Origin of the sequence: Sediminibacterium sp. C3 (assembly GCF_000508085.1) — a bacterium.
GTDB lineage: Bacteria > Bacteroidota > Bacteroidia > Chitinophagales > Chitinophagaceae > Sediminibacterium.
On the sequence record NZ_KI669560.1, the window covers coordinates 1707248 to 1725361 of the forward strand.

At 39.7% G+C, this 18114-nt stretch carries 18 protein-coding genes; 7 read left to right on the forward strand and 11 right to left on the reverse strand.

The annotated features are described in order from the left end of the window. The first annotated feature begins 44 nt into the window (after positions 1 to 44). Positions 45 to 545, forward strand: a complete 501-nt coding sequence (locus F777_RS0107870; protein WP_026751561.1) for a cupin domain-containing protein — start codon at positions 45 to 47, stop codon at positions 543 to 545. Here F777_RS0107870 and F777_RS0107875 read toward each other — a convergent pair. Together F777_RS0107875 and F777_RS0107880 are read right to left on the reverse strand one after the other, a co-directional pair. Beyond that, positions 542 to 892, reverse strand: coding sequence for a hypothetical protein (locus tag F777_RS0107875; RefSeq protein ID WP_026751562.1), 351 nt, complete (start codon positions 890 to 892; stop codon positions 542 to 544). The two genes, F777_RS0107870 and F777_RS0107875, sit on opposite strands and share 4 nt — an antisense overlap. Continuing rightward, the gene (locus F777_RS0107880) at positions 889 to 1455 is read right to left on the reverse strand and encodes an RNA polymerase sigma factor (protein WP_026751563.1); all 567 of its coding nucleotides are present in this window, start codon (positions 1453 to 1455) and stop codon (positions 889 to 891) included. Before F777_RS0107880 ends, F777_RS0107875 begins: the two co-directional genes overlap by 4 nt. Before the next feature lie 70 nt (positions 1456 to 1525). Here F777_RS0107880 and F777_RS0107885 point away from each other — a divergent pair, with 70 nt between their 5' ends. Then, entirely contained in the window at positions 1526 to 2314 is a 789-nt protein-coding gene (locus F777_RS0107885) for a C40 family peptidase (protein ID WP_026751564.1), read from the forward strand. 3 nt (positions 2315 to 2317) lie between these two features. Here the strand turns inward: F777_RS0107885 and F777_RS17995 are convergent, their stop codons facing one another. From F777_RS17995 to F777_RS0107915, 6 genes are read right to left on the reverse strand one after another with little or no spacing between them, the layout of a single operon-like run. After that, complete coding sequence (locus F777_RS17995) at positions 2318 to 2470, reverse strand: hypothetical protein (RefSeq protein ID WP_161631499.1); 153 nt, start codon at positions 2468 to 2470, stop codon at positions 2318 to 2320. A 36-nt stretch (positions 2471 to 2506) separates the two neighbouring features. Continuing rightward, entirely contained in the window at positions 2507 to 2944 is a 438-nt protein-coding gene (locus F777_RS16155) for a sulfite exporter TauE/SafE family protein (protein ID WP_071790315.1), read from the reverse strand. 5 nt (positions 2945 to 2949) lie between these two features. After that, positions 2950 to 3498 (reverse strand): inorganic diphosphatase, encoded by a 549-nt coding sequence (locus F777_RS0107900; protein WP_026751565.1) that lies wholly within the window; start codon positions 3496 to 3498, stop codon positions 2950 to 2952. 11 nt (positions 3499 to 3509) lie between these two features. Continuing rightward, positions 3510 to 3908, reverse strand: a complete 399-nt coding sequence (locus F777_RS0107905) for a DUF4878 domain-containing protein (RefSeq protein WP_026751566.1) — start codon at positions 3906 to 3908, stop codon at positions 3510 to 3512. 42 nt (positions 3909 to 3950) lie between these two features. Next, entirely contained in the window at positions 3951 to 4688 is a 738-nt protein-coding gene (locus F777_RS0107910; protein WP_026751567.1) for a tRNA1(Val) (adenine(37)-N6)-methyltransferase, read from the reverse strand. A gap of 4 nt (positions 4689 to 4692) precedes the next feature. After that, positions 4693 to 6843: a S9 family peptidase gene (locus F777_RS0107915; RefSeq protein ID WP_026751568.1), complete on the reverse strand. Its 2151-nt coding sequence runs from the start codon at positions 6841 to 6843 to the stop codon at positions 4693 to 4695. 85 nt (positions 6844 to 6928) lie between these two features. Here F777_RS0107915 and F777_RS0107920 point away from each other — a divergent pair, with 85 nt between their 5' ends. Further along, complete coding sequence (locus F777_RS0107920) at positions 6929 to 7738, forward strand: hypothetical protein (protein ID WP_026751569.1); 810 nt, start codon at positions 6929 to 6931, stop codon at positions 7736 to 7738. A 93-nt stretch (positions 7739 to 7831) separates the two neighbouring features. Here the strand turns inward: F777_RS0107920 and F777_RS0107925 are convergent, their stop codons facing one another. The 3 genes from F777_RS0107925 to F777_RS0107935 are packed head-to-tail and all read right to left on the reverse strand — an operon-like array spanning position 7832 to position 11366. After that, a complete protein-coding gene (locus F777_RS0107925; protein ID WP_026751570.1) occupies positions 7832 to 8596 on the reverse strand; it encodes a succinate dehydrogenase/fumarate reductase iron-sulfur subunit in 765 nt (254 codons plus the stop codon). A gap of 44 nt (positions 8597 to 8640) precedes the next feature. After that, positions 8641 to 10614 carry a fumarate reductase/succinate dehydrogenase flavoprotein subunit gene (locus tag F777_RS0107930; RefSeq protein WP_026751571.1) on the reverse strand — a complete coding sequence of 658 codons (1974 nt, stop codon included), beginning with the start codon at positions 10612 to 10614 and terminating at the stop codon, positions 8641 to 8643. 50 nt (positions 10615 to 10664) lie between these two features. Beyond that, positions 10665 to 11366 carry a succinate dehydrogenase cytochrome b subunit gene (locus tag F777_RS0107935; RefSeq protein WP_026751572.1) on the reverse strand — a complete coding sequence of 234 codons (702 nt, stop codon included), beginning with the start codon at positions 11364 to 11366 and terminating at the stop codon, positions 10665 to 10667. A 200-nt stretch (positions 11367 to 11566) separates the two neighbouring features. Between F777_RS0107935 and F777_RS0107940 the strand changes: the two genes are divergently transcribed. From F777_RS0107940 to F777_RS0107960, 4 genes are all read left to right on the forward strand, one after another. After that, positions 11567 to 12814, forward strand: a complete 1248-nt coding sequence (locus F777_RS0107940; RefSeq protein ID WP_026751573.1) for an ABC transporter permease — start codon at positions 11567 to 11569, stop codon at positions 12812 to 12814. 12 nt (positions 12815 to 12826) lie between these two features. Beyond that, positions 12827 to 13822, forward strand: coding sequence for a tRNA (adenosine(37)-N6)-threonylcarbamoyltransferase complex transferase subunit TsaD (tsaD, locus tag F777_RS0107945; protein WP_026751574.1), 996 nt, complete (start codon positions 12827 to 12829; stop codon positions 13820 to 13822). Between the two features lie 67 nt (positions 13823 to 13889). Then, on the forward strand, positions 13890 to 15515 hold the full coding sequence (locus F777_RS0107955; protein ID WP_026751575.1) for an ABC-F family ATP-binding cassette domain-containing protein: 1626 nt from the start codon (positions 13890 to 13892) through the stop codon (positions 15513 to 15515). Between the two features lie 42 nt (positions 15516 to 15557). Then, a complete protein-coding gene (locus F777_RS0107960) occupies positions 15558 to 18110 on the forward strand; it encodes a M14 family metallopeptidase (RefSeq protein ID WP_026751576.1) in 2553 nt (850 codons plus the stop codon). Positions 18111 to 18114 lie beyond the last annotated feature (4 nt).

The window sequence follows — 18114 nt, forward strand, 5'->3', positions numbered from 1 at the left end:
CCATTAAGTAGATTTTTTAATAGAATATTTATTTTCTTTACAGGATGAATGCCATCATAGCTGCTATTATCCAATCGTATAAATTGTTGCCTCATCCTGAAGGTGGGTATTATAAGGAAACCTATCGGTCTGTAATGGAGCTGGAAGGGACTCACTTGCAGAATGGGATGAAGGGTAAGAGAAATTGTTCTACAGCGATCTTGTTTTTATTGGTTCAAAATTCATTCTCCGCCTTTCACCGGATTAAGTCGGACGAGTTATGGCATTTTTATGATGGGGATCCGGTACAGATTCATGTAATTGAACCTAATGGAAATTACCATTTGATTAAATTGGGAAAGAATGCTTTGAGGAATGAAGTTTTTCAGGCAGTCGTTCCTGCTGGTGCCTGGTTCGCAAGTAAAACAGAAGGTGTTTATTCTTTGGTGGGGTGTACTGTTGCCCCTGGTTTTGATTTTGCTGATTTTGAATTGGCTAATGGAGAAAGACTTGCAGCTGAATTTCCTGATCAAAAGGAACTAATATTTGCTTTTTGCAGGCATTAACGACTATAATGAATTAGAAAATATCCTAGAATAATCAGTAATAAAATAGAGAGTGTTACTACAACAATCCATTGCTGATTTTCTATTTTTCTATTTTTTCTTTTGGATTTGCTTTTGCTAATTTGTTTTTTAAGTTGTTTATTTAAGAGCTGCGTGGTACTTATAATTTGTGACTTGTCTTTGAATGCGGATAAGCCTTCCAATGCATCCATATTAAAATCAGAAGAAGCAATTTTTTCCTCCAGAACATGAATATCAGCGGCATTCACTTCGTTTTTCAGATAGTTCAGTAGCTCATCATCTGAAAGTGGCTCTTCCTGTTTAAATATGTTTTTCCAGCTTTTCATATTCTGGTTTGTTTTTTTAAAAGCAACAGTTTAAGATTTCGCTTTCCATTTTGAATATTGCTTTTTACCTGTAAAAGGGTATACCCGGTGATTTCACTGATTTGCTGATAGCTTTTTTTATGATGATAAAATAAAGTTATGCAGGATTTCTGTTCTTGATTTAATTCTTCAAGTGCTTCTTCCAACAGGTTTAAATTTATTTCTTTTTCGGCTATGTATTCTTTATCGGTATCTGTTATAAATAGCTTTTCATCCTGCTGATCTAGCTCTAAGGTACTTTTTCTATCTCTTAATTTCATTAAACAATAATTGCAGGCTATTTTATATAGCCAGCTTTTGGGATAGTCAACCTGGTATTTTTCCAGCTCATTCAAAGCCTTCAGAAATATTTGCTGAACTGCATCCTTTGCTTCCTCTTCGTTTTTCAGATACTTCATGCAAACGCCTAACAGAAGAAGGGTGTACCGCTGCAATAAAATACCCAGCCATTCTTTATTAAAATCTGACTGGTACTTTTTAAGTAATTCGTTATCGGTAATATGGTTAAAAGCAGCCTTATTCACAGTTTAAATAAAAGCATTTTTCTTAAGATGCAGGCATAATTAAATTCCATATCTTCCGTTTAAAATTTAAATGACATTTATAACTGCCATCGTTGCCGTAGTGCCTATCAGGGCAGAAGCGGCTCATCAATCGGAAATGGTATCTCAATTGTTATTCGGAGAACTGGCAGAAATTATTGAAGGGAATCCTCTTTTAGTTACAGGTAGCTTTGTTAAAATCAAAACCCAATTTGATGGGTATGAAGGTTGGTGTCAGGCTGCACAGCTGGCAAGGGTGCCAGAAGCATTGGCCATTCAATTTACAGCAGAAATTGCTGGGGGCTTTTTGAACCCAATTCAAGTGAATGGGACAAATATGCAATTACCTTTTGGTGTTTCATTGGGGCTTTTCAAGGATCAGCAATTGAATCTGGAGGGGTATCAGTTTACCTATCAGGGGCAATTAATCCATCCAGAGAATAATCTGCTAACAACAGAAAAAATAAAAGAAATTGCTACTCTTTTTTTGAATACGCCTTATTTGTGGGGAGGGAGAACCCTGTTTGGAATTGATTGCAGCGGATTTGTTCAGCAGGTTTATCGTTATTTCAATATAGCGCTTCCGCGAGATGCCTACCAGCAGGCAGAATTAGGGTCCGATATTGCATTTCTTGCTGAATCAAAATGCGGAGATCTTGCATTTTTTGATAACCCTTCAGGAAAAATTACACATGTAGGAATACTGCTCAGTGAGTCGCAAATAATACACGCATCTGGTAAAGTACGTATTGACAGTATTGACCAGGCAGGTATACTGAACACAGATACAGGAGAGAGAACACATTCCCTCAGATTGATAAAGAGATATTCCGGGGAGTAAAAATTACATCAAATCCATACCCTTGGCAAAATAGGTAACCACGCCAGGAAGGGCAAGCCAGAAGAATTCACGGTATACAATCAGGAGTACAATCATGGCAGTAAGCCAGAAAAAGAACAACATCCAATATTTACCAGTAGATTGTTTAGCTTCCATTGTATCTTAATTTTTAACAAAGATAAGGAGGGTGAATCAATTCACCCTCGTCTCTTCAATAGATTGTTTATTTTTTGTTGTATGATTCGTCTCAACCGGCTTTTTTTTGTCTAAAAACAACATTTTCAGACTCAGGAATAGCATTACTAATGCAAAAATCTTCTTCATTTTATCGTCGGAAAGATTCAATGCCAGTTTGCTTCCCAGATATCCTCCTGCCAGGAAAGCCAGCGCAATTACAAATACATAATTGAAATTAATTTGACCTTGCTTGTAATACTGCCATACAGCCAGTGCTACTACAGGTAAAACAAGCACCCCAAGCGAAGTGCCTTGTGCTTGTTTCTGGGTAAATCCCAATACAAAAACAAGCGCCGGCACCATGATGATTCCCCCGCCAATCCCTACCAAGCCACTCAGAAATCCGGCAGCAAGTCCAATGATGACCAATAGCAGAAGGGTGGTGGTACTCATAAAAATTATTGTCCAAAAATTTCCTTGTAAAAGCTGATAGCTTCTTCCACAATGGTTAAGGCTTTTGCCTTATCTCCAAAGTCTTCTACCAGTACTTCCTTTTTTTCCAGGCGCTTGTATTCCTGAAAGAAGTGTCTGAGTTCATCAAAAAAGTGTCTGGGGAGTTCTTCAATATTATTATAGTGGTTCACACCCGGATCGGTGGCGGCAACTGCAATGATTTTATCATCGGGTTCTCCTCCGTCAATCATTTGCATTACCCCGATTACTTTAGCTTCCATTAAAGTTAAAGGCTGCACGGGTAAAGAAGTAATCACTAAAATATCAAGCGGGTCTTTATCTCCACCATAAGTCTGAGGAATGAATCCGTAGTTAATGGGATAATAAAAGGAAGAGAAAATTACTCTGTCCAATTTTAAAAGTCCGCTTGGCTTGTCTATTTCATATTTACATCTGGATCCCTGAGGTATTTCAATTACTGCATTTACTATGCGGGGGGCATTTTCTCCATAATGAACTCCATGCCAGGGGTGTAATACTGTAGTTTGCTTCATATCTTGGTTCTTTATTGTTTGGGTTGGTTCAAGTTCACCAACCAACGGTTATTTTGTTTGATAATGATTGTCTTTTTCCCGGTTGTATCCAATGAAGTGCTATGATACATCAAAACAGTGCTGTCATTGGGTTCTGAAACTTCTTTAATATTAATAGAAGCAGTCCTTAATTCCTGTCTGCCTTCCTTGTCTTTTTCCCTGTATTCTTTTTCTATATTTTCAAGGATGGCTTTGTTTTCCTTAGAATCCAGCATATAGAAAGAAGCTCTTTCAAAATCACCTTTTAAGCAGGCATCAATAAATTCTCTTCCTGCATCCAGGCCGTTTTCTGCCGGAACCATGGGAGCGGAAGTTGTACTACAGCTTGCAAGCATTAAGGATATTCCTGTCAAAAAATGATTCAGTTTCATTTATCGAAGTTAGTTAATTAACCCCATTGCAAAGATGGTCCATTAAAACGCCAGATAGTAGGGTTTTAGTATGGATTTAAATACTTCTGAATAATCGGGACCTACTTTTATGCAGATTTCTTCCTTTATTTCAGTCGTATTGTTTTTTTTCTCCTTTTTTAATTTTCGAAGTAAAAACATTGATCTGAAAAATGGATGAGATTCTGATTGTTTTACATAGCAGCAGTGAACAAGGGATAGTTTTTCCCTGTGGGCCAATTCCCTCCATTCTTCAGTTCTTTGATATGGTATTAATACGGCTCCAATTCCGTCATCAGATAATAAATCTACCATTGCCCTAGCCAGAAAATTTAAGCTGAACTCCTGGCTGTGCATGGCCAGATTCCGGTTATGCTGACTGCTTTTTAGCTGATTTTCAAAAAATGGAGGATTCGAGATAATTAAATCGAATTTTCTGTTCTGTTCCTGTAGGTATTCTGCCATCGATTGATGATGAACAAAGAGTTGATTTTTCCATGGACTAGCATCAAAGTTTTCCCTTGCCTGAATAGCTGCATTTTTATCAATTTCTACAGCATCAATAGTTGATTGGGTAAACTGGGCAAGCATTAAGGAAAGTAATCCGGTACCGGTACCAATATCCAGTATTTGTTTTGTCTCAGGCTTAAGTGCATGCTTTACAGTCCATGCCCCGAATAAACAGGCATCTGTGCAAACTTTCATAGCAGTTTTATCCTGGTGTACAGTAAAGGATTTAAAAGAAAAATAAGTATTAGCCATTCTGTTATTCCATAATGCCTTCCAGGGCAAGCAGGAATGCAAAGTTAAAGGCCGTTTCTTTTAAGTAGTCAAATCTTCCTGAAGCACCGCCATGACCATAATCCATATTTGTCTTTAAAAGCAGCAAATTATTGTCTGTTTTCAGACTCCTCAATTTGGCTACCCATTTAGCAGGTTCAAAATACTGTACCTGACTATCATGTAATCCGGTTGTGACCAATAAGTTCGGATATTTTTTAGCAGTAACATTTTCGTAAGGAGAGTAGCTCTTCTGATAATCGTAATAGATTTTTTCTTTTGGATTACCCCATTCATCAAATTCATTGGTCGTTAACGGAATACTTTCATCTAACATGGTATTTACAACATCCACAAAAGGTACTTCTGCAATAACACCGTTCCATAAGTCTGGCGCCATGGTACTAACAGCGCCCATCAATAATCCACCAGCACTTCCTCCGTTGGCGTACAAATGTTCTTTACTGGTAAATTGCTCTTGAATCAGATACTCTCCGCAGTTGATGAAATCGGTGAATGAATTTTTTTTCTTCAATAATTTTCCTTCTTCGTACCATTGTCTTCCCAGATCTTCGCCTCCTCTGATATGGGCCAGTGCATATACGAATCCTCTGTTCAATAAACTGATAATCGTGCTGTTGAATTCAGCATCCAGCGAATATCCGTAAGATCCGTACGCATATAATAACAATGGAGATTTCCCGTCTTTCTTTAATCCCTTCTTATAAACCAATGAAATCGGAATTTTTGTGCCGTCGCTTGCTGGTGCATAAATACGCTCTGTTACATAATCATTGATTTTATATCCTCCCAGCACTTCCACTTGCTTTTGTAAGGTTTTACTCTTATTCTGAACATGATAATCGTAAACCGAGTAAGGAGTAGTTAAAGATGTGTAGATGAATCTGATAGAGTCTGTAAAATAATTAGGATTCGCCCCTAAATTTGCTGTATAAGCTGGTTCATCAAAGGCAATATAATGTTCTCCGGAACTAAAGCTCTGTTTGATATTCAGTTGGATGAGTCCATTCTTTCTCTCTGTAATAACGGTAAATTTTTTATATGCATCAACACTTTGAACCAGAATATCTTTTCTGTGTGGAATCACTTCTTTCCAGTTGGCAACACCGGTTTTATTGAGTGGACATTCCATGACTCTGAAATTCAGGGCATCCAAATTGGTCCGGATTAAGAAACGGTCATCCAATGCAACAACGTCGTATAGTACATTTTTTATTCTTGGCTGGAATGAAACAAAAGCATCATTGGGCTGATTGGCATTGATGAATAAAACTTCCGAAGAAAGGGTTGCCTGTGAAGTAATCAGAATAAACTGTCCGTTTTTGGTTTTGCTCACCCCGATATAATTGCTTTTGTCTTTTTCTTCGTAAACTATTTGGTCTGTGCCAGAACTTCCCAACTGATGCCTCATGATTTTTTCAGACAGTAAAGTAACTGGGTTATTTAAAGTATAAAAAATCGTTTTGTTATCGTTGGCCCATACGCCCTGGCCACTGGTTCCTTTAATGGCATCTGATAATATTTCTCCGGTCTCCAGATTTTTTATTTTTAAAGTATACTGCCTTCTGGACACTTCATCAACACCAAAAAGCAGGAGCCGGTTATCCGGACTCACTGTAATGCCAGTGATGTAGTAATAGGCTTTTCCTTCGGCCATCTGATCTACGTCAAGTAAAATTTCTTCTTTTGCGTTAAGGCTTCCTTTTTTCCGGCAATATTTATAATATTGTTTGCCTTCCTCTGCTCGGGTGTAATAATAATATCCATTATTGAATACAGGAACAGATTCATCTTTTTCCTTAATCCGGGCTTTCATTTCATTGAAAAGCTGGGTCTGTAAATCTCTGGTTCCAGCCATCAATTTCTCTGTATAGTCATTTTCTTCTGTCAGGTATTTGACTACTTCCGTGCTGTCAGGACCTTTTTTAAAATAGTCAATCATCCAGTAATAAGGGTCTGGAACAGTATCACCATGCAATATTCTAGTATGTTCTTTTTGGGCGGCAACCGGTGCCTGCACTTTCGGCCATTGATAGCTCATTTCTTTCTTGTTTTTTACATTGGAACAGCCTGTCAGCAGCAGGGAAAAAACGCATATAGACAAAATCAGTCTCATGGAATGGTTCATTTTTATGAAAATAATGAATAATGAGAAAACCGGATGGTATTATATTTCGTAGATAGGGCATAAAATCATCCCTATGGTTTCAATCATCTCCAAACAAAGAGCCGCTTCCCGCAGACTTATTTCCTTTGGTGTTGTTGCACTTACCGTTATTCTGGGCACAGGTATAACCAACCATATCAGAGGTCTTTGGTTATCTGCCTGTCTTTTATACGCATTTGCATTTGTTATTGGAATCATTATGTTGTTGGATTATTGGGGCTATAGCAGGTTTAAAAATACTTCAGTGGTATTAGCAGTAAACATATTCTTGTGTGCAATCACTTCGGTGGAGGGACTAAATGCTGGGGCTTATCTCTATATTATTCCCACCATTTTTGCCCTGGTTTTTATGCTGGGCAATACCAGGGAATACAGGGCAGAAGTAATTGGGTATTTTGTTATCAGCGTACTAACTTTTGCCGCAACCATTCTTTTTGTTCCCAATTCAAGTAAATGGCAGAACATCAGCGATGATATTTACCAAAAAATGTTTACGACCAATGCCATAGCCGTGGTTGTGCTTTGTGCAGTGTTTGCCTACATTGGTATTTATTTTGAAAGGAAAGTCTATGAACGATTGATTAATGAGCGAAATAAGGCAAGACACCAGGAGCAAATGATCAGAGAGCAAAATGGTTATTTAAGAGAGATTGCATTTATGAGTTCACATACGGTCCGCGCACCTTTGAGTAATATATTGGGTCTGGCAGCATTGATGCGGGATGTTCCGAATGATCCGGATACATTTATTTTGGTAAAAGAGGGGATTGCAACCGCTGCGCAGGATCTGGATAAAGCCATTCACCATATGGTTTCTAAAACAGGCAATTTGATTAAGCGATAATTGCAGGATTGTAAAAAAAGAAAAGTCCCAACATGTTGGGACTTTTCGCATTTATTTCAGTTTAATATTGAGAACTCAACAATACTAAAAAAATTATTTCTCTGCACTTAAACTCGCACTTAGGTATTCTGCGTTGAGTCTGGCAATATTCGTTAACGAAATTTCCTTTGGACAAGTTGCTTCACAAGCACCTGTATTGGTACAAGCACCGAAGCCTTCTTTATCCATCTGCGCTACCATGTTTAATACGCGGGTCTTGCGCTCGGGTTCTCCTTGTGGCAACAGCGCCAGATGGCTCACTTTGGCGCTCAGGAACAACATGGCTGAGCTGTTTTTACATGCTGCTACACAGGCCCCACATCCAATACACATGGCAGCTGCAAAACTATTGTCTGCATTGTCTTTGTTGATAGGTAAGGCATTTCCGTCAACCGCATTACCGGTGTTAACGCTGATATAACCTCCTGCCTGGATAATTCTATCAAATGAAGTTCTGTCTACTGTTAAATCTTTAATAACCGGGAAGGCATTGGCTCTCCAGGGTTCAACCACAATTGTGTCTCCGTCTTTGAATGCACGCATATGCAATTGACAGGTAGTATTTGCCTGCCAGGGGCCATGTGGCTTTCCGTTGATGTACATTGAACACATTCCACAAATCCCTTCTCTACAATCATGATCAAATGCAACTGGTTCTTCCCCTTCGCTGATCAATTGCTCGTTCAGTACATCGAACATTTCCAGGAAACTCATTTCAGATGAAATGTTTTTTACCTGATAAGTTTTAAAGTCACCTTTTGTATTGCTGTTTTTTTGTCTCCAAACTTTTAAGTTCAGATTCATATGATAGTGTTCCATTGCTAAAAATTAATTCGGTTTTTAATTTGCTTTAAATACAACGATTATTTGTAGTTACGTTGAGTTGGCTTGATAACATCGTAGTTAAGGGTTTCTTTAAGTAAATCCCACTGATGTTCACCCTTGAATTCCCAGGCTGCTACATACATATAGCCTGCATCATCTCTTAAAGCTTCCCCGTCCGGAGTCTGGAATTCTTCTCTGAAATGTCCGCCACAGCTTTCATTGCGATTTAATGCATCTATACACATTAACTCACCCAATTCAATGAAATCTGCTACACGGTTTGCCTTATCCAGTTCGGTATTCATTTCATTAATTTCTCCTGGAATTCTAACGTCGCTCCAGAACTCTTTTTTCAAAGCCTGGATTTCTTTAATTGCCTGCTCCAAACCTTCTTTATTTCTGGCCATACCGCACTTGTCCCACATAATTTTACCCAAACGCTTGTGGAAACTTTCAACAGACTGCTTTCCTTTGATACTCATCAATTGATGAATTCTATCGCTAACTGCTTTTTCTGCTTCTTCAAAAGCCGGGTGAGAAGTTTCAATGGATTTGTTATAAATCTCGTCTGCCAGGTAGTTACCTAATGTGTACGGAATAACAAAGTATCCGTCAGCCAGCCCCTGCATCAGGGCAGAAGCTCCCAAACGGTTGGCTCCGTGATCACTGAAATTGGCTTCTCCCAAGGCATATAAGCCAGGAACGGTTGTCTGCAATTCATAATCCACCCAAAGTCCCCCCATGGTATAGTGTACCGCAGGGTAAATTCTCATGGGAACTTCGTAAGGGTTTTCACCGGTAATCTTTTCATACATATCAAAAAGGTTACCGTATTTGGCTTTCACCACTTCCTTACCTAAGGCAATAATTTCTTCCTGAGAAGCATTCACTTTACCTTGCTTACCTGCTTCAATTTTGCCATATCTTAAAATGGCATCCGCATAATCAAGATACACCGCCTGCTTACTGCTACCAACACCGTATCCTGCATCACAACGCTCTTTAGCTGCTCTGGAAGCAACGTCTCTTGGTACTAGATTACCAAAGGCAGGATATCTTCTTTCCAAATAGTAATCTCTTTCTTCTTCAGGTATATCGGTCGCCTTTCTTGTATCGTTTTGTTTTTTAGGTACCCAGATTCTTCCGTCATTTCTTAAAGACTCTGACATTAGCGTCAGCTTACTTTGATGGTCGCCACTTACTGGAATACAGGTAGGGTGTATCTGAGTAAAACAAGGGTTAGCAAAAGCGGCTCCTTTTTTGTGTGCTTTCCATGCAGCTGTTACGTTGCTACCCATTGCATTGGTAGACAAATAAAATACATTACCATAACCGCCTGAACATAATAATACAGCATGCCCGAAATGTCTTTCGAGTTTGCCGCTTACCAGGTCGCGTGCAATAATACCTCTTGCTTTGCCATCAATGGTTACCACTTCCAGCATTTCGTGTCTGCTGTACATAGTTACATTACCAAGAGCAACCTGACGCTCCAAAGCCTGGTAGGCACCAATCAATAATTGTTGTCCTGTTTGGCCGGCAGCATAAAAGGTTCTCTGTACCTGTGTACCACCAAATGAACGGTTACTTAACAAACCACCATATTCCCTTGCAAAAGGTACACCTTGTGCAACGCACTGATCTATGATATTGGCGCTTACTTCGGCAAGTCTGTGCACATTTGCTTCTCTTGCTCTGTAATCCCCACCTTTAATGGTATCGTAAAACAAACGGAATACACTATCTCCGTCGTTCTGATAATTTTTAGCGGCATTAATTCCACCCTGTGCTGCAATAGAGTGTGCACGGCGAGGGGAATCCTGAAAACAAAATGCTTTTACTTTATAACCAAGTTCACCCAACGAAGCAGCTGCAGAAGCTCCCGCCAATCCTGTGCCCACAACAATTACTTCCAGTTTCCGCTTATTGGCAGGGTTAACCAGTTTGCAATGTCCCTTGTACTCAGCCCACTTATTTTCTAATGGTCCGGTAGGAATTTTAGCATTTAACATAGATCCAAAGGTTTATGATGATTTGAATATACTTTTTAAATAATGACCCACTATCCGATCCATCCTAGTTTAAAGCTCAACGGCATAAAAATGAATGCCAACGTAATGATGATTGAATAGGCATAACCCACAGTGGTTAATAAGGTGGTATAGCGTTTATTGTGCACTCCTAAAGTTCTGAAAGCACTCTGAAAACCGTGAGCCAGGTGATAAGCTAAAGATATACATCCTGCGGTATATACACCAATCACCCACCATTCAGTGAAAGTTGCCTGCATCAAAGCAAACATATTGTGCATTTCAACGCCATTATAGGTTACCGGAGCTAATCCTTCATGTGTAAAACGTGCGGAAACCCAGAAGTGGTAAAGGTGTAAAACAAGGAAAATCAAAATTAATGTTCCCAACAAACCCATGCTTCTGCTGTACCATTTGCTACCGTCCGTATAAGTGACAGCGTAGCCAACTGATCTTTTTTGCTTGTTTTCAAGCGTTAAAAGATATCCCTGGAAAATGTGTAAAATAATACCTGCAAAAAGTCCAATTTCCATGATTCTGATTAAAACCGTAGAACCCATAAAATGGGCGGCCTTATTAAACATTTCTCCATTCTCATTAGGATCGACCATGTCTGCAAAAACACAGGCATTGATACCCGCATGGACAATTAAAAACAAAACAAGGGAAATTCCGGTTAATCCCATAACCAGCTTTTTCCCAACTGACGATGTAAAGACTTGTTTCCAGGTCATATAGCAAGATTATTTTGGTTAAATCTCCGCAAATTTAACTCATTTATATATACAATAGGCGAAGACTTTGGTTGTAAAGAAATACAATAAATGCATCCTGTTGAATTCGTTGCTGTCATTTATAAAGACTGCTTGAACAGTACAATCAACCGTTTACATAAAACACCACTCAAAAGTGATGATTAAACGTACATTTGGGTATGGTTAAATTACTGAGTATTTTATGGAACAGTTTCCGCATGGCTTTGCAGGAGCTCAAAGTAAATAAATTACGTACTTTTCTTTCCTTGTTTGGAATTACCATTGGAATTTTCTGCATAATCGGGGTATTGGCAACTGTAGATAGTCTGGAAAGAAAAGTGCAGAACGACATTAAAACATTAGGGAGCAATACCATTTATATTGACAAGTGGAATTATGGTGGAGGGCCTGATTACCCCTGGTGGAAATACATGAAACGGCCGAATGTTAAAATTGAAGAACTGGACGCATTAAAGCAGAAAAGTGAGCTGGCGGCTTATGCAGCATTTTTTGTAAGTAGAAATGTAAACTACAGCTATCTCGACAATATTCTGAATAATACAAGTATATACGGAGTAACTGGTGAGTTCAATAATATTCAGACAATTGATATAGAAACCGGGAGATATTTAATTGAGTCTGACTTTTTAAGGGGATCTGCCGTAGGGGTTATTGGTTTTAAAGTAGCAGAAGAATTGTACGGGAAAGCAGAAAAAGCAGTGGGAAAAGAAATTTCTTTTGGGGGGAGAAAAGTGTATGTGGTAGGCGTCATAAAAAAACAAGGTCAGAGTTTCATTGGAGGCTTTAACTACGATGATTGTATGATTGTTCCCTATCGCTATTTCGCAAGCATATATAGCCCGGAAACCAGCAGCCCCAATATAATAGTTCAAGGCAAGCCCAAAATTGCCTCTTCTGCCTTGCAGGATGAGTTGAATGGGGTAATGCGACAATTGCGAAAATTGAGTCCCACACAAGAAGATAACTTTACTTGTAATGATGTGGCCATGTTCAGTGAGCAGGTGAACGGATTCTTTGGACAGGTTACGGCAGGCGGTTGGGCCATTGCAGGATTGAGTTTGATTGTAGGGGCTTTCGGGGTGGCCAATATCATGTTCGTAACGGTAAGAGAAAGAACCAGTCAGATTGGATTAAAAAAAGCAATCGGAGCCAAGAGAAGTACCATCTTAACAGAATTTCTGCTGGAGAGTGCTTTTCTATGTGTATTGGGAGGTTTAATAGGACTTACACTGGTTTGGCTTTTGTCACTGGTGTTAAGTTCAGTACTCCCGTTTCCTATTTATATAGCTCCCAATATCGTGCTACTTGGACTTAGTATTTGTATTGGGCTAGGCGTATTGGCGGGTATCATTCCGGCTTCCATTGCTGCTAAACTAGATCCGGTAGTTGCCATCAGAACTAAATAGTATTTTTGCCAGATGGGCATAACAATTTTGGCAATTGAATCTTCCTGCGATGAAACGGCAGCTTCCATTTGCAAAGACGGTGAAATTCTAAGTAATGTCATTGCGTCTCAAGCTGTACATGAACAATATGGGGGTGTAGTGCCCGAATTAGCCAGCAGGGCACATATGCAAAATATTGTACCCGTTGTAGATCAGGCTTTATTGCAGGCAGGATCAAAACTGTCGGATCTCAGTGCCGTTGCTTTCACACAGGCACCCGGTTTAATTGGCAGTCTTCTGGTAGGGACACAGTTTGCCAAATCACTTTCCCTTTCCTTACAGATTCCACTGATTGCAGTGCATCATATGCAGGCGCATGTGCTGGCCAATTTGATACCGGAGAATAGACCATCTTTCCCATTTTTATGTTTAACCGTTAGCGGGGGACATACACAGATTGTGTTGGCTAAATCGGCGCATGAACTGGAGGTAATTGGAGAGACCATTGATGATGCAGCCGGAGAAGCATTTGATAAAACAGCTAAGTTGCTGGGTTTGCCTTACCCTGGCGGTCCATTAATTGACCGGTATGCAAAATTGGGAGACCCCTTAAAGTTCAAGTTTGCCGAACCTCAGATTCCGGAACTTAATTTTTCATTCAGTGGTTTAAAAACTTCTGTGTTGTATTTTTTGCAGAAGCAGGAACCCGGTTTCATTGAGGCCAATAAAAATGATTTGTGCGCTTCCGTGCAACATACCATTGTACAGATACTTTTAAAGAAACTGGCCAAAGCTGTTCAGCAAACGAATGTAAAACAAGTATGTATTGCAGGTGGCGTAAGTGCAAATAGTGGTTTAAGAAACGGATTGATGGAATTGGGCCAGAAACGGGGTTGGAGAACTTTTATTCCCGATTTCAGCTATTGTACAGATAATGCTGCTATGATAGCCATTACTGCCTACCATAAATTTCAAAAAGGAGATTTTGCTTCTCTGTCTGTTAACCCCTCTGCAAGAGCGGAATGGTAATCAAAAGGCAAGTTCCTTCGGATTTCCCTTTTAAAGTCGTAATTTTGCAGCCCAAAACGGCCAATCAATGTTAAGTGCAAGGAATATTACACTCGCTTATGGTAAGCGGGTTCTTTTTGACGAAGTAAATATCAATTTTACCAAGGGTAACTGCTATGGCGTAATTGGTGCCAACGGAGCAGGAAAATCTACTTTCCTGAAGATTTTAAGTGGTGAAATTGAACCCAATAAAGGAACAGTCGAAATTACACCAGGTGAAAGAATGGCTGTTTTAAAACAGAACCAGTTTGAGTTTGATAATTGTACGGTTTTAAATACCGTTTTAATGGGACATAAAAGGCTTTGGGAAGTAATGCATGAAAAAGATGCCTTATATGCCAAGGAAGATTTTTCAGAGGAGGATGGCATGCGTGCAGGAGAACTGGAGGCAGAGTTTGGCGAAATGGGAGGATATGAAGCGGAAAGCAATGCAGCCAGCTTTTTAAACAGTCTGGGCGTACATGATGAGTTGCACAATAGTTTAATGAGCGAGATTCCGAGTAACTTAAAAGTAAGGGTATTGCTAGCTCAGGCATTGTTTGGCAATCCGGATATTCTATTATTGGATGAACCTACCAACGGTCTGGACATTGAAACAATAGGCTGGCTTGAGAATTTCCTTGCTGATTATGAGAATATCGTTTTGGTAGTAAGTCACGACCGTCACTTTTTGGATACTGTTTGTACGCATGTAGCTGATGTAGACCGTTCAAAGATTAAAGTCTTCACCGGTAACTATACTTTCTGGTACGAAAGTAGTCAGTTGATGAGCCGTCAAATCAGCGATAAGAATAAGAAGAACGAAGAAAAGCGCCAGGCATTACTCGATTTCATTGCCCGTTTCTCGGCCAATGCATCAAAGAGTAAGCAGGCAACTTCAAGAAAGAAGGCATTAGAGAAGTTGACAATTGAAGAAATTGAGCCATCCAACCGTAAATATCCCGGTATTATTTTTCAGCCATTAAGAGAAGTGGGTAATCAAATCTTAAATGTGGAGAACCTGAAAAAAACGATTGATGGCAGGGTTCTTTTTGATAAAGTAACCTTTAGTGTAAATAAGGGCGAGAAAATTGCATTCCTGAGCAGGGATCCATTAGCCGTTACTGCCTTTTTCGATACCATTACAGAAAATGCTCCATTGGAAGGTGGAAAGTTTGAGTGGGGGACTACCATTACAAAGGCTTATTTACCTCAGGAAAACAGTGAATTCTTTAAGGAAGGATTAAGTTTGATGGACTGGCTCCGTCAATATGTGCCACCACATGTAACCGATGCAGATGAACCCTTTATCAGAGGGTTCCTTGGCAAAATGCTGTTTAGCGGTGATGATATTCAAAAGAAAACAAATGTACTAAGTGGGGGAGAAAAAGTACGTTGTATGGTTAGCCGTATGATGTTGCAGAATCCGAATCTGGTGATTCTGGATCAGCCAACCAACCACCTGGATCTCGAAAGTATTCAAAGCTTTAACGAAGGTTGTCAGTCATTCCCTGGTATTGTTTTCATTACTTCTCATGACCACACTTTCATGCAAACCGTGGCCAACAGAATCATTGAATTAACCCCTAAAGGAATCATTGATCGTCTGATGACATTTGATGAATATCTGGAAGATGCAAGGGTGAAAGAGTTGCGTGCTGAAATGTATGCCTAGATAATTTTTCTTCAGTAACTTACCGCTTCAAATTGGTAAGGAATGAAAAAAATTACGATTGCATTTCTATTGTCACTTTTTGTTGCAGCAGCTTTTGCACAGGACCTGTCGTATTATTTACCCAGGAACGTTCAATACAATAAATCAATTCCAACGCCTGCAAGTATTGTTGGCCATGAGGTAGGGGAATGGCATGTTACCCATGACCGTTTGGTGCAGTATGTAAAAGCAGTTGACCAGGCTTCCGACCGAATGATCCTGAAACCACTCGGACTAACCAACGAGGGCAGACAGCAACTGGCGCTGATTATAACGTCTTCTGAAAACCAACAGCGATTAGAACAGATTCGTCAGCAACATCTGGCACTAACCAATCCTGATCAATCTTCTAGCCTCAATATCAGTGAAATGCCTGTTGTGGTCTGGATGGGATATAGTATACACGGAAATGAAAGCAGTGGAGCTAATGCTGCTCTTTTGGCTACTTATTATCTGGCTGCAGCACAAGGCCCTGAAATAGATGCTTTATTAAAGAATACAGTGATTATTCTGGACCCTTCTTTTAATCCAGACGGATTAAATCGTTTTGCCAATTGGGTAAATATGCACAAGAGTTTTACACCGGTGAGCGATCCCAATGCAAGAGAATTTAATGAAGTGTGGCCAGGAGGAAGATTTAATCATTACTGGTTCGATTTAAACCGCGACTGGTTACCGGCCCAGCACAAGGAAAGCAGAAACCGCCTCTCTCTTTATCACGATTGGAAGCCTAATATTTTAACGGATCACCATGAAATGGGAAGTAATTCTACTTTCTTTTTTCAACCGGGTGTTCCTTCCAGGGTTAACCCGAATACCCCTGCTAAAAATCAGGAGTTAACGGCTGCTATAGGAAATTATCATGCACAGTTTTTAGATAGCATCGGTTCCTTGTATTTTACCAAAGAAGGTTACGATGATTTTTATTACGGTAAGGGGTCTACTTATCCGGATATCAATGGAGCTGTTGGAATTTTGTTTGAGCAGGCGAGTAGCCGGGGGCATCTTCAGGAAACCGAGAATGGTTTATTGAGTTTTCCTTTTACAATCAGGAATCAGTTTACCACTACTCTATCCACACTGGCAGCAGCCAAGGGGCTAAGAAAACAAATGTTGGACTATCAGCGATCTTTTTTTAAAGATGTAATTAAGGAGGCTGAAGCTTATCCGGTAAAAGCCTTTGTTTTCGGTGACGCACAGGATAAGGCCAAGACCCAGATTTTTGTAGAAATGTTGTTAAGGCATCAGATTGAAATTTATCCGGTAAAATCGGAGATCAATGCAGAAGGTAAAATTTTTAAACCCGGTTCTTCCTTCCTGATTCCAACTGCTCAGAAACAATTCAAAATCATTAAAACAGTTTTTGAAAAAACATTCAATTATAAGGACAGCTTGTTCTATGATGTTACTGCCTGGACTATGCCGCTTGCCTTTGGCCTGCCATATGCAGAAATCAAAACCCTTATTTCAACTAATTCGCAAAAGCTGAACCAGCCTGTTGAACTAACTGCCGCTGTTATCGGCAGTGCCAATCCTTATGCATATGCCATTAAATGGAATGAGTATTACTCACCTAAAGTACTTTATAAGCTTCAGGATAGAGGAATTAAAACGAAAGTGGCATCCAAACAATTTAAAATGATGATTGCCGGCAAGGAAGAATTCTTCGATTATGGTACTATCATTGTTCCACTGAGTATTCAGTCTATGGATGCTCAAACCGTTGCAGGAATGGTAAATGAAGCCATACAACAGAATGGAGTAGATGCCTATGCATTGGCTACAGGCTTTTCTTCAGATGGGATTGATTTGGGAAGCAATAGTTTTGTTCATCTTAAAAAGCCATCAGTGATGATGTTTGGGGGCAACGGAACCAGTGCCACAGATGTGGGAGAAATTTGGCATATGATGGATACCCGTTTCAATGTTCCTGTGAGCATTGTAGACGTGGATCGTTTTGGTTCTATTAATGCAGACAGGTATAATGTAATTATTATGGCTTCCGGCACTTATAACAATTTAAATAAAAACGCTCAGGATAAGCTGAAGGAATGGATCAGCGCTGGCGGTACTTTAATTGCAACCGAAGATGCAACCAAGTGGCTCTCTTCCAATGGATTCACTAAAGTATTATTTAAATCCGGAGATGATAAAAGAGATTCCACTTTGCAATTGCCCTATTTCCTGCGTTCAGATGAGACCAGAGCGAAAGATATGACCGGCTCCCTGTTTGAAGCCAAGGTTGATCTGACACATCCATTGGGCTTTGGTTATAATAATCCATCGGTTACCATTTTTAAATCTAATACCTTGTTCATGGATAAGAACAATGGTGCCTATGACTCTCCCGTGATGTATACAGACCAACCTTTACAGAGTGGTTATCTTTACAGAGGCTATAAAAATGCTGTAAAAAATACCGCAGCCGTAAATGTTGATAATCTGGGCCGTGGCAGAATTATCTCCATGGTAGATAACCTGAATTTCAGAGCTTTCTGGCTGGGGACTTCTAAAATGTTTATGAATGCTGTTTGTTTTGGTCCTTTAATTCGATAATCGT